We start from the raw sequence: 12,633 nt of genomic DNA on the forward strand, positions 1-12,633 counted from the left end.
GGACGCCATGGCAGGCGGCCACCCCCGGGGCCCGGCGGCGCCCGGTGCGGACACCCCGGTCCACGTCGGATTGCGCACCACCGACGTGGACGAGGCGCGGGCGTTCTGCCGCAAGCTCTACTATGGCCCGCTGCAGATCGAGCCGATCGGCGACCTGACGCGCTTCTCGTTCGACGCGGACGTGGTGCTGCTCGGCCCGATCACGGTCGGCGAGGTGGGCTACGGGACGGACATCCGGCTGTCCATCGGGTCGCTGGAGACGGCGTACCACGTGCTCGTCCCGCTGACCGGCATGCTGCGGTCCCGGCATCGGGGCGCGGTGGTCTGGGCCGACCCGACCCGCGCGGTGGTATATCGGCCGAGCGGCGACATCGAGCTGGAGTGGCCGGGCAGCTGCCGGCTGCTCAGCGTCAAGGTGGACCGCGGCGCGCTGGAACGCGAGCTGGACGCGTCCCTGGACCAGCGGGTGGTGTCGCCGCTGCCGGTGGGCGCCAGTTTCGACCTGGTGGACGGCCCGGGCCGGACCTGGGCGGCGCTGGTCCGCCTGCTGCTGACCGAGCTGCGCGGGCCCGAAGGGCTGGCCAGCCAGCCGCGGATGGCGGCCCGCTGGCGCGACATGGTGGTGAGCGGGCTGGCCCTGAGCGTGGAGCACCCGTACGGCGAGGAGCCGGCCGGGTTGCAGGGCCCGCTACGCCCCCGCACCGTGAAACGCGCGCTGGACGTGATGCACGCCGAGCCCTGGCGGGCCTACACGATCAGCGACCTCGCCACCGTGGCCGGGGTGGGCGTGCGGGTTCTGCAGGAGTCGTTCCGGCAGCACGTCGGGGTGCCGCCGCTCACCTATCTGCGCCGGCTGCGGCTCGACGGGGTGCACGCCGAGCTGTCCCGTACCGATCCGGGGCGGGCGAGCGTCAGTGAGGTCGCGTACCGGTGGGGGTTCACCCATCTGGGCCGGTTCGCGGGCGCCTATCGGGACCGCTTCGGGGTCTCCCCGTCAGTCACCCTGCGGGGCCGGCAGTGACCGGCGGGGCCGTTGCAGGGGTGGGTACAACGCCTCGGCCGGCCCGCGCCGGAACAGTGCCGCCGGCCGGCCGGTGGGAAGGCTGCGCAGGTCTCCGGTGGGTTCCACGTAACCGGGCACCCCGGTGACCTTGCGGTGGAAGTTGCGGGGGTCGAGTGCCACCCCCCACACCGCCTCGTAAACGCCCCGCAGCTCGGCCACGGTGAACGGCTCCCGGCAGAACGCGGTGGCCAGCGGGGTGTCCTCCAGCAGGCGGCGCGCGTGTTCCACGGCGTCGGCGAGGATCCGGTCGTGGTCGAAGGCAAGCCCGTCCGGGCCGGGGCCGACCGGCGCCCAGCGCGCGATGGCGGCGTCGGTGCCCGCGGTCGGCACCGGCAGGTCGGGCAGGATCGCCAGGTACGCCACCGTCGCCACCCGCCCGCGTGGATCCCGGCCGGGCGCCGCGTAGGTGGCGACCTGCCGCAGGTCCGGGGTGATGCCGCGCAGCCCGGTTTCCTCGGCGAGTTCGCGGGCGGCGGCGTCGAGCAGGTCCTCGCCGGCCCGCAGGAACCCGCCGGGCAGCGCCGGCCGGCCGCGGAACGGCTCGTTGCCCCGCTCGATGAGCAGCACGGCGAGCCGTCCGTCGCGGACGGTGAGTACGACGAGATCCACGGCGATCTCGAAGGTGGCGTGCGCCCGGCTCATCCCGACGAGACTAGATCAACTAGATCTGTCGAACCGCAGGTAGGGCAGCATGGCCCGTACCGTCGCGGCGGCGTGCCGGGAGGCGCGCTCGTGGAAGCGGTCGTCGGCCGGCTTGGCGCCGTCGGCGAGGTCGGAGAGCCCGCGCACGGTGAGCCACCCGAACGGGTTGGTGGCCGCGTCGGCGTGCTGCCGGAACGCCTCCGCCACCCCGGCCGCCTCGGTCTCCACCGCGAGCACCTTGTCGTTGAAGCCGGACAGGTAGGCCCGCAGCGGTGAGTCCTTGTCGTCGAGGACCGCGTTGCCGGAGCCGATCGGCCCCCGGTGCACCCGGAAGGGCACGTCGCCCGGCCCGGCCAGTTCTCGTCCCTCGGCGGTGAAGAACTCGTTGAGCCGGTGCCCGAGCGGCGCGGCGATCGCCTGGGCCTGGCCGCGCCGCCGGATCCCGTCGGCGGTCTCCTTGCGGGCGTCGTGGGAGATGACGAGGTCCGAGACGACGACGTCGCAGGGCCGCACGTCCCGCCCGATCCCACCGGCGATGCCGACGAGCAGCACCACCGCCGGCCGGTAGGCCTCGACGAGCGCCCGGTGCGCGAGGGCCGCCGACTCGGTCCCGGGGGTGAGGGTCTGCACCGCGGCGATCCGCACCGTGCCGCCGTGCCGCGCGGGCATGTGCGCCTGGTAGACGGTGGGTCCGCCGCTGGATTGCGCGGTGCCGAACCCGGCGAGCCCGCGCAGCACCTCGACGACCGCCCGCATCTCCTGTTCGAGCACGGTGAGGATGCCGACGTCGGCGCGGTCACCGGCCGGGCCGGCGGGATCCGGCCCGGGCGCCGCCTCGGTGACGTAGGAGTCGCGGCCACTGACCGGTCCGTGGAAGACGTTGCCGCTCCCCGCGTCCACCCCGCTGTGGTAACTGGTCACCGGGGCGCCTCTTCCTTGCCGACGTGCGAGTCGCGGCCACTGACCGGCCCGTGGAAGGTGTTGCCGGTGCCGGCCAGGACGGCGTTCTCGATGTTCAGCCGGCCGCCGGTGCGGGCCCGGTACTCCGTGGTGTCGACGTTCTTGCCGTCCAGGAAGTCCAGGACGGCCGCGAACACCCGCCGCTCGATCAGGCGCTGGTATTTGTCGATGTCGAGGAGCTGCACCAGGTTGCGGGCGTGGCCACGGCTGCCGAGCTCGCGGACGGCGACCCGGGCACCGTAGTCGAGGCCGCGCTGCAGGGGACCGGCCGAGCCGCTGGTGGAGATCGCGGTGACCAGGGCCTGCAGCAGGTTGACCGGGGCACGGACGATCGTGGCCGGGATGCCGACCAGCCCGTCCTTCACGGCCCGCCACCAGGCCACCGTGCCACTGCCGTCGACCGTGTCGACGATCCGGAACTCCGGCGCGCACGGCTTGAGCGCGGTCGTGGTGACCTCCAGGTAGAGCGACCGGCCCTGGATGGCGACGTGCACGTAGACCGTGGTGACGACCTCGCCGCCCCAGGAGACCACCTGGCAGGCGAGGTGGTGCCGGGCCGGGGTGGTGGGGTTGCGGATGATCTGCGCGATGTCGTGCGGCGAGGTCATCGGGTGCAGGTGGCTGACCTCGGTGCCGGCGAGCAGCACGCGGTCGGTCACGGTGAGCCCGGTGATCGACTCGCCGGCGACCGTGCCCGGGCCGCCGACCAGGGAACCGAGGTGCCACCCCAGGTGGGCGAGGACCTCGTCGGCCTGGAACGGCAGCTGCTCGAACTCGCGGGAGCCCTCGGTCTCGGCCGCACGGGTGCGGCCGTGCGCGCGCTCGTTGAGGTCCGGCTCGGCCGGCGGCCTGGTCAGGCGGATGGCCGATCCCCACGTGTCGACCCAGTCCCCGGCGCCGACGAACGGGCGGAAGTCGCCGTAGATGACCGTGTTGCCGTACTGCTGCTGCTCGATCTCTCGCAGCCGGGGCGCCTCGACCGGGGAGGCGGGGACCATCCCGGGGCGCAGGTTCTGCAGCTGGGCCTGGCGCCAGAGCGTCCAGCCGAGCGAGCAGCCGGCGAGGAGCGTCACGATCAGGAAGCCGCCGCCCAGTGTCGCGACGACCGAGGTGGCCGCGCCGTCGATGCTCGCCGCGCTGAGTGCGGAGAAGCTGAGCGCGGTGACGAAGAGGGAGGCGACGGAGATCGTGACGACCAGGCCGAGCCCGGCGAAGAGCAGCCGGGCGATCAGGGTGGTCAGGCCGATCGGCGTGCCGTCGCGCAGGCTGCGCACCAGGTCGCGGATCAGGCGCGCGGTGGCGACGGCGGTGTAGAAGCCGGCCAGGGTGGCGACGGCGGTGAAGAAGGCGGTGCCGGCGGCGCAGAACGACACGATCAGGACGAGCAGGATCGCGGCGTCGCGGAAGACCGCGACGGTGCGGGCGCGCAGGCAGTGGCCGAGCACCGGGCCGAGGTTGAACCCGTAGGACGGTGCGACGGCCCGGCGGGGCTGGTGATAGACCTCGCGCAGGGCGGTGTTGCGGAAATCCTCGTCGAGGTAGGCCGCCGCGCAGAGGTGCCGGGTCGCGGTGGTCGGATCTTCGGGAAAGGGCGTGGCGTACGAGTTCTGGTGCGGCACCGAGGTCATGCCGATCTCCATATCGTCGGAGTGACGATAACGGAGTCTAGGGGCATCCAATGGTTATCGTCAATACGACGTTTAGGTGACGCCGGATCGACGTCACCTGATCGATCGTCGTTACAGCTCGACCCGCTGGCCCTTGCCGATGACCACGATGCCGTTGTCGCTGACCGTGTAGAGCTTGCGGTCCCGGTCGAGGTCGACACCGATCTGCGCGCCCTCCGGGATCACCACGTTCTTGTCGATGATCGCGTTGCGCACCACCGCGCGGCGGCCGACCGAGACCCCCTCCATGATCACCGCACCGTCCACGTGGGCCCACGAGTTGACCCGCACGTTCGGCGAGATGACCGAGCGCTCGACGAGCGCGCCGGAGACCACCACGCCGGGGGAGATCATCGAGTCGATGGCCCGGCCCTGGCGGTCGTCGTAGCCGTGCACGAACTTCGCCGGCGGCCAGGAGCCGTAGTTCGTGAAGATCGGCCAGTCGTGGTTGTAGAGATTGAAGATCGGCAGGGTCGCGATCAGGTCCATGTGCGCCTCGTAGAACGAGTCGAGCGTCCCCACGTCGCGCCAGTAACCTCGGTCGCGGTCGGTGCTGCCCGGTACGTCGTTGTCGCGGAAGTCGTAGACGTTCGCCTCGCCGCGCTCCACCAGCATCGGGATGATGTTGCCACCCATGTCGTGCTTGCTGTCCGGGTTCTGCGCGTCGGCCGAGACCGCCTCGCACAGCGCCCGGGTGGTGAAGACGTAGTTGCCCATCGACGCGTACACCTCGCCGGGCGAGTCGGGCAGGCCCGTCGCGTCCTTCGGCTTCTCCCGGAACGCCTTGATCCGCTTACCGTCCTCGGCCACGTCGATCACGCCGAACTGGTCGGCCAGCGAGAGCGGCTGCCGGATGCCGGCGACCGTCACCGCGGCGCCCGAGGCGATATGGTCGTTGACCATCTGCTTCGGGTCCATCCGGTAGATGTGGTCGGCGCCGAAGACGATCACATAGTCCGGCGACTCGTCGTTGATCAGGTTGAGGCTCTGGTAGATGGCGTCCGCCGAGCCGGCGAACCAGCGCGGGCCGAGCCGCTGCTGTGCCGGGACCGGGGTCACGTAATTGCCGAGGAGCGTGGACATCCGCCAGGTCTTGGAGATGTGCCGGTCCAAGGAGTGTGACTTGTACTGCGTAAGAACAACGATCTTGAGGTACCCCGCGTTCGCGAGGTTCGACAGCACGAAGTCGATCATGCGATAGATGCCGCCGAACGGGACGCCGGGCTTGGCCCGGTCCGCGGTCAAGGGCATCAGGCGCTTGCCTTCCCCACCAGCCAGAACAATTGCAAGCACCTTGACAGCCATGGGAAGGACGCTAATGTTCCAGCGGCCGGTGCGCCACCCGAAAGGGCGGTTGGAAATATCTTGCGGACGCTGCCGTGGACTTGCTTCCATCGGTGCCGGTGAACCGGCCCGGCGGGCCCGGCACGGTCACGGCCCGGTCGCGCCTCGGCCGGGCCAGCTATCCTGCGACTCGTGACCGATTCCGGGACCCGACGACTGCGTGCCGACCTGATCACCCGCGAGTACCCGCCGGAGGTCTACGGCGGCGCCGGGGTGCATCTGGAATACCTGAGCCGTGACCTGCGGCGGCTCGCCGACGTGCGGGTGCACTGCTTCGGCGCGCCCCGGGACGAGGCCGGCGTCACGGCGTACCCGGAGGTCACCGAGCTGGCCGGCGCGAACGCGGCGCTGCGCACCATGGGTGTCAACCTCGAGATGGCGCACGGCGCCGCCGGGGCTGACTTGGTGCACAGCCACACGTGGTACGCGAACTTCGCCGGACACACCGCGAAACTGCTGCACGGCATCCCGCACGTGATGACCACGCACAGCCTGGAGCCGCTGCGGCCGTGGAAGGCCGAGCAGCTCGGCGGCGGTTACGCGCTCTCCTCGTTCTGCGAGCGGACCGCGGTGGAGAACGCCGACGCGATCATCGCGGTCTCCGGCGGGATGCGGCGGGACGTGCTCCGGGCGTACCCGGCGGTGAACCCGGACAAGATCCAGGTGGTCTACAACGGCATCGACACCGAGCTCTACCAGCCGAACCACGGCACCGACGTGGTGGACCGGCTCGGCATCGACCGCAACCGGCCCAGCGTGGTCTTCGTCGGCCGGATCACCCGGCAGAAGGGCCTGCCCTACCTGATGCGGGCCTGCCACGACCTGCCCGCCGAGGCGCAGATCATTCTGCTCGCCGGCGCACCCGACACCCCGGAGATCGCCGCCGAGGTCGCCGAACTGGCCCGCGAGCTGCGCGCCGCCCGGGACCCGCAGGGCGTGATCTGGGTGCAGGAGATGCTGCCCAAGCAGGAGGTCATCCAGGTGCTCACGCACGCGACGGTCTTCGTCTGCCCGTCGATCTACGAGCCGATGGGCATCGTCAACCTGGAGGCGATGGCGTGCGAGACCGCGGTGGTCGCCACCGCGACCGGCGGCATCCCCGAGGTGGTCGCCGACGGTGAGACGGGCCTGCTGGTGCCGATCGAGCAGCTCCAGGACGGCACCGGCACGCCGGTCGAGCCGGAACGCTTCGTGGCCGACCTGGCCGCCGCCCTGACCCGGGTGCTGCGCGACCCGCAGCTGGCCGAGACGATGGGCAAGGCCGGCCGCCGTCGTGCGGTCGAGCACTTCAGTTGGGCCCGGATAGCCGAGGACACCCTAGAGGTCTACCGTTCGGTTCTCTGATGTCCCTGCTGTCACGCCGCCCCCCGGTCCGCCTCGTCCTGCTGCTCGCCGTCGTGCTGTTCACCGTCGGCGTCCTCGGTGTCGGCCTGGTCCGCGCCGCCTTCTACCAGCCGCTCAGCGCCGGCGCGGCCGGCGGCGGTGACGTCCCGCTGGTCGCCGCGCCCGCACCGGCCTCGCCCGGGCAGTGCGGCGCCGTGCCGGTCCGGGCCGCCCGTGAGCTGCGCGGGATGTGGCTCACCACGGTCTACAACATCGACTTCCCGTCGAAGCAGGGGCTGCCCGAGGCGGCGGTCAAGGCCGAGTACCTGAGGTGGCTCGACCTCGCCGTCGCCCAGAACCACAACGCGATCTTCGTGCACGTGCGGCCCAGCGGCGACGCGTTCTGGAAGTCCGACTACGCGCCGTGGACGAACTGGCTGACCGGCAAGCTCGACGGCACCGACCCGGGCTGGGACCCGATGGCGTTCATGGTCGACCAGGCGCACGCCCGCAACCTGGAGTTCCACGCCTGGTTCAACCCGTACCGGGGAACCCAGCCGGCACCCAGCGGCGCCGGCACCGACCTGGCGAAACTGGCGCCCGGGCACCCGCTGCTGGAACACCCGGAGTGGCGGATCGCGTACCCGACCGGCAAGCAGGGCCGGCTCTACTTCGACCCCGGCAACCCGGAGGCGCGGCGCTTCGTCGAGGACGCGATGCTGGAGGCGGTGCGGAAGTACGACATCGACGGCGTCCACTTCGACGACTTCTTCTACCCGTACCCGGAGGAGGGCGAGGACTTCCCGGACGACGCCTCGTTCGCCAAGTACGGTGCCGGCCGCTCCCGGGCGGACTGGCGGCGCGACAACGTCGACACCCTGGTCCGGGAGATGCACGAGCGGATCGCCGAGCTGAAGCCGTGGGTGAAGTACGGCATCAGCCCGTTCGGCATCTGGCGCAACGGCGGCGAGGGCTCCGACACCAGCGGCCTGGAGAGCTACGACGCGATCTACGCGGACACCCGCAAGTGGGTGCGCGAGGGCTGGCTGGACTACATCGTGCCGCAGCTCTACTGGACGATCGGCTTCGACAAGGCCGACTACGCCAAGGTGCTGCCCTGGTGGGTGCGGACGGTCAAGGGCACCGGCGTGCAGCTCTACATCGGGATGGCCGACTACCGGGTCGGCGAGAAGGGCGACTGGAGCGATCCGGCCGAGCTCGACAGGCAGATGCGGCTCAACGACGAGTACGGCGTCCAGGGCCAGATCCACTACAGCGCCAAGAAGGTACGGGACAACCGGCTCGGCTCCGTCGACAGGTACCGGTCCCGGCACTACGCGTCGCCGGCGCTGCTGCCCCGGATGGAACGCCTGCCGGCCGCGCCGCCGGCCGCACCCCGGATCACCGGCGCCACCCGCGGCGACGACGGGTCGCTGACGTTCGACACCGCGGCGGAGGGCGTGAGCTGGGCGCTGTACCGCACCGGGGAGGGCACCGCCACCCTTGTCGCGACCGGCCGGGCCGGCACCGCGGTGGCCGACCGCACGCCGGCTGACTCCGGTGGCACCTACTGCCTGTCCGCGCTCGACCGATCCGGCAACGAGAGCCCGATCAGCGCGCCTTTCACGGTCGCTCCCGGTTGATCGGGTTCTAAGGTGGACCGGTGATCGCGCATCCGGGGCTGCACTTCACCGACCACACCGTGACCGTGCCGCTCGACCACCGGCGGCCGGGCGTCGCCGGGATCGACATCTTCGCCCGGGAGGCGGTGGCGGCCGACCGGGTCGGCGAGGACCTGCCCTGGCTGCTCTTCCTCCAGGGCGGGCCCGGCGGGAAGTCGCCGCGGCCGCTGCGGGCCGAGGGCTGGCTGGCGCGGGCGGTGCGGACGCACCGGGTCCTGCTGCTGGACCAGCGGGGGACCGGGCGGAGCACCCCGATCACCGCGCGCAGTGTCCGGGACATGCCGGCGGACCGGCTCGCCGCGTTCCTGAAACTGTTCCGGGCGGACAGCATCGTGGCGGACGCGGAGATCCTGCGGCAGCGCCTCGCCGGCGGCGCGAAATGGGACACGCTGGGGCAGAGCTACGGCGGGTTCGTCACGATGACCTATCTGTCGATGGCGCCGCAGGGCCTGCGGACCTGCTATGTGACGGGCGGCCTGCCGGGCTTGTCGGCCACGGCCGACGACGTCTACGCGCGCACCTACCCGCGGGTGGCGGCGAAGAACGCCGAGTTCTACCGCGCGTTCCCGCAGGATGTGGCGGCGGTCCGGCGGGTCGCCGACCACCTGGCGGAGCACGACGTGCGGCTGCCCGGCGGGGACCGGCTCACCGCGCGGCGGCTGCGGCTGATCGGGAACGCGTTCGGGATGAGCTACGGGTACGCCCAGGTGCACTGGCTCTTCGACGAGGCGTGGACCGGCGCGGAGCTGTCCGACACGTTCCGCCACGCGCTGCTGGCGATGACCGGATTCGTGGACAGCCCGTTGTTCGCGTTGCAGGAGTACAGCTACGGCCAGGGGAACGGACCGACCGGCTGGGCGGCGGCTCGCGCCCTCGAGCGCCACCCGGAGTTCGCCGAGGACGCGTCGCCGCTGCTGTTCACCGGGGAGATGATGTACCCCTGGATGTTCTCCGAGATCGCGTCGCTGCGGCCGTTCGCCGGTGCGGCCGACCTGCTGGCGGAGGCGGACGACTGGCCGGCGCTCTACGACACCGCGCGGCTGGCCGCCAACGAGGTCCCGGTGCTGGCGGCCGTCTACGCCGACGACATGTATGTGGACGCCGGGTTCTCGCTGGAGACGGCCGCGGCGGTCGGCAACGTCCGGACCTGGGTCACCAACGAGTTCGAGCACGACGGCCTGCGTACCGCGGGGGACGCCGTGCTCGGTCGCCTCATGGAGATGGCCGCCGGCTTGCGCTGAGCCCCCGGGGGCCGGGGCCGGCTTGCGCCGCTTCGCCGGCCGGTGCTGGCTTGGCTTCGCCGGCCCGTGCCGGGTTGGCTTCTCCGGCCGGTGCCAGCTTGGCTTCTCCGGCCGCGCCGGCCTGCGCTGATCAGTTCCGGTCGGCGAGGGCGTCCGTGCCGAGTGCCCACAGCCGGTCGGCGTTCGCCCGGTCCATCGACCAGTGCGCCGCGCCGTGGTGGAGCCCGGTGCCGCCGGGGACGACGTGGGCCTGCTGGACGTCCTCGTCGATGTACTGCCCGGTCATCCCGGCCGTCAGCGGCGACGCCGCCAGCAGGACCGACGCGGCCGCGCCCTGCTCGGGCGTCTTGAACCCGTCGGCGTGGACCAGATTGCCGTCCTCGTCCATCGCGCCCAGCGCCCGCATCTCCGCTGCCCCGATGTGCCGCTGCAGGTTGGTGTGGATGCGGCCCGGCGCGAGGGCGTTCGCCACGATCCCGTCGGCGGCCCAGCGGTCCGCGATCCCGACGGCGAGCAGCACGTCCGCGGTCTTCGATTGCGCGTAGGCGACCCACGGGTCGTAGGCGCGCCGCTCGAACTGTGGGTCGTCGAAGTCGACGCCGGCGCTCAGCTGCGCCCCGGAGCTGACGATCACCACGCGCCCGCCGGTCAGGTGCCGGCGCAGGCCGCCGAGCAGCGCGAAGTGGCCGAGGTAGTTGGTCGCGAGCTGCAACTCCCAGCCGTTGCGGGCCCGCTGCAGGGTCGGCAGCGCCATGACCCCGGCGTTGGCGACGACCGCGTCGAGGCGACCGGTCCAGGCGGCGGTGAAGGCGCGCACCGAGTCGAGGTCGGCTAGGTCGACGTCGCGGCGGGTGGTCGCGGTGACCGCGGCTCCGGCGGCTCGCAGTGCCTCGGCGGTGGCGAGCCCGATCCCGGAGGTGCCGCCGGTGACCAGGTAGTGGCGGCCGGTCAGGTCGACGCCGGCCAGGACGTCGGCGGCGGTGGAACGGGCGGTGAACGGGATGGCGAGGCGTGTCATGGGACAAAGGTAGGTCGGAGTGGTTGGACTTTGAATGATGCGGAGTCCAAGATAGTTGCGTGAGCGTCCAGCATGCCGATCCTCTCGACGAAGTCCTCGCCCTCGTCGGCGTCACCGCCGGCATGTCCACCTCCCTGGTGGCCGGTGGCGACTGGGCGATCGCGTTCGAACCGCCGCCGGCCGTGAAGTTCAACGCCGTGGCCCGCGGTGCCTGCCTGCTCACCGTCGCCGGGGTGCCCGAGCCGATCGCCCTCCGTGAGGGCGACTGCTTCCTGATGGTGCAGTCGCGCGCGTTCACGCTGGCCAGCAGCCCGGGCGTGCCGCCGGAGCCGGCCGGCCCGATCTGGGCGGCGGCGGCGGACGGCGGCGTGGCCACCGCGGGTTCCGGCGACGGTGTCCGCGTGATCGGCGGCCGCTTCGACTTCGGCGACCGTGCCCGGGAGCTGCTTCTCGACGCGCTGCCCCCGGTGCTGCACGTGCCCGGTGACAGCGCCGCCGCGGCCACGCTGCGCTGGTCGCTGCTCCGGATCGACGCCGAGATGCGGGACCGTCCGACAGGTTCCGCCCTGGTCGTCGAGCACCTCGCCCTGATCATGCTGATCCACATGCTGCGGCTGGTTCCGGCCGGCGGTGCCGGGTTGCTCGCCGGGCTGGCCGACCCGGTGGTGGCGCCGGCGTTGCGGGCGCTGCACGCCGAGCCGGCCCGCGCCTGGACGGTCGCCGAGCTGGCCGGTGTGGCGGCGGTGTCGCGGTCCACGCTCGCCGCCCGGTTCCGGCAGGTGGTGGGTCGCGGCCCCCTGGACTACCTGACCGGCTGGCGGATCGAGCTGGCCGCCGGACGCCTGCGGCGCGGCGACGGGACGGTGGCGGCAATCGCGCGGGGCGTGGGATACGGGTCGGAGAGCGCTTTGTCGAATGCCTTCAAACGGGTGACCGGGTTTTCGCCCCGCGACTACCGGCGCAGCGTGTTGACCGGATGAGCGCGCCGAAGTTTGCCACCATGCTCCGGACAAACCTGACTAATACCCCCGGAGGCACTTCATGTCACGACTTATCAACACTGGCACTGGCACCGGCATCGCTGTCGCCGCCCTCGCCTGCGTACTCGCCCCGGCCCCGGCCGTCGCCGCCCCGGCGCCCGCCGGGGAGCCCGCCGCCCCGCCGGCCACCATGACCTGCAGCATCCAGACCCGCACCGGCCACTACGTGACGGCGGTCGGCGGTGGCGGCCGGACGGCGGACGCGGTCCGCACCGACGCCACCAAGGCCGGGCCCACCGAGCGCTTCCAGCTGGTCGCCCTGGACGCCACCACGTTCGCGGTCCGCACCTCCGGCAACCGGTACATCAGCGTCGTCGGCGGCGGCGGCCGCACCACCGGCGCGATCCGCTCGACGGCGACCGCGGTCGGCGCCGAGGAGAAGATGGGCGTCGTGCCGATCACCGCCGACGGCTGGTCCGCGATCCGCACCCCGAAGGGCACCTACCTGACCGCGGTCGGCGGCGGGGGCCGCAGCAAGGACGTGGTCCGCTCCACCGCCACGAAGATCGGCCCCGACGAGCGTTTCAAGTTCACTTGCTGACGGCTCCGCCGGTTGACGGCTCCGCCGGCTGAACGCTCCGCCGGTTGGCGGCACCGGTTGACCGCTCCGTCGGTTGACGGCACCGGTTGACCGCTCCGTCGGTTGACGGCAC

The 12,633-nt window shown here is 72.2% G+C and carries 11 protein-coding genes; 6 read left to right on the forward strand and 5 right to left on the reverse strand.

The window, feature by feature from the left end; all coding sequences use genetic code 11:
* Positions 1 to 7 precede the first annotated feature (7 nt).
* Entirely contained in the window at positions 8 to 1,021 is a 1,014-nt protein-coding gene (locus LPA41_RS22480) for an AraC family transcriptional regulator (protein WP_229072685.1), read from the forward strand.
* Here the strand turns inward: LPA41_RS22480 and LPA41_RS22485 are convergent.
* The 4 genes from LPA41_RS22485 to glgC form a co-directional block, all read right to left on the reverse strand.
* Entirely contained in the window at positions 995 to 1,705 is a 711-nt protein-coding gene (locus LPA41_RS22485) for an NUDIX domain-containing protein (protein ID WP_229072687.1), read from the reverse strand. The genes LPA41_RS22480 and LPA41_RS22485 overlap by 27 nt on opposite strands.
* A 15-nt stretch (positions 1,706 to 1,720) precedes the next feature.
* Positions 1,721 to 2,626: a hypothetical protein gene (locus LPA41_RS22490; RefSeq protein ID WP_229072689.1), complete on the reverse strand. Its 906-nt coding sequence runs from the start codon at positions 2,624 to 2,626 to the stop codon at positions 1,721 to 1,723.
* A complete protein-coding gene (locus LPA41_RS22495) occupies positions 2,623 to 4,293 on the reverse strand; it encodes a hypothetical protein (RefSeq protein WP_229072691.1) in 1,671 nt (556 codons plus the stop codon). Before LPA41_RS22495 ends, LPA41_RS22490 begins: the two co-directional genes overlap by 4 nt.
* A 111-nt stretch (positions 4,294 to 4,404) precedes the next feature.
* Positions 4,405 to 5,637: a glucose-1-phosphate adenylyltransferase gene (glgC, locus tag LPA41_RS22500; protein ID WP_229072692.1), complete on the reverse strand. Its 1,233-nt coding sequence runs from the start codon at positions 5,635 to 5,637 to the stop codon at positions 4,405 to 4,407.
* Between the two features lie 171 nt (positions 5,638 to 5,808).
* Here glgC and glgA point away from each other — a divergent pair, with 171 nt between their 5' ends.
* From glgA to LPA41_RS22515, 3 genes are read left to right on the forward strand one after another with little or no spacing between them, the layout of a single operon-like run.
* Positions 5,809 to 7,020: a glycogen synthase gene (glgA, locus tag LPA41_RS22505; protein WP_229072694.1), complete on the forward strand. Its 1,212-nt coding sequence runs from the start codon at positions 5,809 to 5,811 to the stop codon at positions 7,018 to 7,020.
* Complete coding sequence (locus tag LPA41_RS22510; RefSeq protein ID WP_229072696.1) at positions 7,020 to 8,642, forward strand: glycoside hydrolase family 10 protein; 1,623 nt, start codon at positions 7,020 to 7,022, stop codon at positions 8,640 to 8,642. Before glgA ends, LPA41_RS22510 begins: the two co-directional genes overlap by 1 nt.
* A 20-nt stretch (positions 8,643 to 8,662) precedes the next feature.
* Positions 8,663 to 9,922, forward strand: coding sequence for an alpha/beta fold hydrolase (locus tag LPA41_RS22515; RefSeq protein WP_229072697.1), 1,260 nt, complete (start codon positions 8,663 to 8,665; stop codon positions 9,920 to 9,922).
* A 130-nt stretch (positions 9,923 to 10,052) separates the two neighbouring features.
* Here LPA41_RS22515 and LPA41_RS22520 read toward each other — a convergent pair whose 3' ends face one another.
* Complete coding sequence (locus LPA41_RS22520) at positions 10,053 to 10,940, reverse strand: SDR family NAD(P)-dependent oxidoreductase (protein ID WP_229072699.1); 888 nt, start codon at positions 10,938 to 10,940, stop codon at positions 10,053 to 10,055.
* A gap of 59 nt (positions 10,941 to 10,999) precedes the next feature.
* Here LPA41_RS22520 and LPA41_RS43040 point away from each other — a divergent pair, with 59 nt between their 5' ends.
* Complete coding sequence (locus LPA41_RS43040) at positions 11,000 to 11,920, forward strand: AraC family transcriptional regulator (protein WP_229072700.1); 921 nt, start codon at positions 11,000 to 11,002, stop codon at positions 11,918 to 11,920.
* Positions 11,921 to 11,981: 61 nt separating this feature from the next.
* On the forward strand, positions 11,982 to 12,521 hold the full coding sequence (locus LPA41_RS22530; protein WP_229072701.1) for a hypothetical protein: 540 nt from the start codon (positions 11,982 to 11,984) through the stop codon (positions 12,519 to 12,521).
* The last annotated feature ends 112 nt before the right edge of the window (positions 12,522 to 12,633 follow it).

This window comes from Actinoplanes sp. DH11, from assembly GCF_020873875.1.
Lineage (GTDB): Bacteria > Actinomycetota > Actinomycetes > Mycobacteriales > Micromonosporaceae > Actinoplanes.

Bases quoted from the DNA above. Each gene is read 5' to 3' on its own strand.
- LPA41_RS22480 (WP_229072685.1), top strand. From the start codon at position 8: ATGGCAGGCGGCCACCCCCGGGGCCCGGCGGCGCCCGGTGCGGACACC.
- LPA41_RS22485 (WP_229072687.1), bottom strand. From the start codon at position 1,705: ATGAGCCGGGCGCACGCCACCTTCGAGATCGCCGTGGATCTCGTCGTA.
- LPA41_RS22495 (WP_229072691.1), bottom strand. From the start codon at position 4,293: ATGACCTCGGTGCCGCACCAGAACTCGTACGCCACGCCCTTTCCCGAA.
- glgC (WP_229072692.1), bottom strand. From the start codon at position 5,637: ATGGCTGTCAAGGTGCTTGCAATTGTTCTGGCTGGTGGGGAAGGCAAG.
- LPA41_RS22510 (WP_229072696.1), top strand. From the start codon at position 7,020: ATGTCCCTGCTGTCACGCCGCCCCCCGGTCCGCCTCGTCCTGCTGCTC.
- LPA41_RS22520 (WP_229072699.1), bottom strand. From the start codon at position 10,940: ATGACACGCCTCGCCATCCCGTTCACCGCCCGTTCCACCGCCGCCGAC.
- LPA41_RS22530 (WP_229072701.1), top strand. From the start codon at position 11,982: ATGTCACGACTTATCAACACTGGCACTGGCACCGGCATCGCTGTCGCC.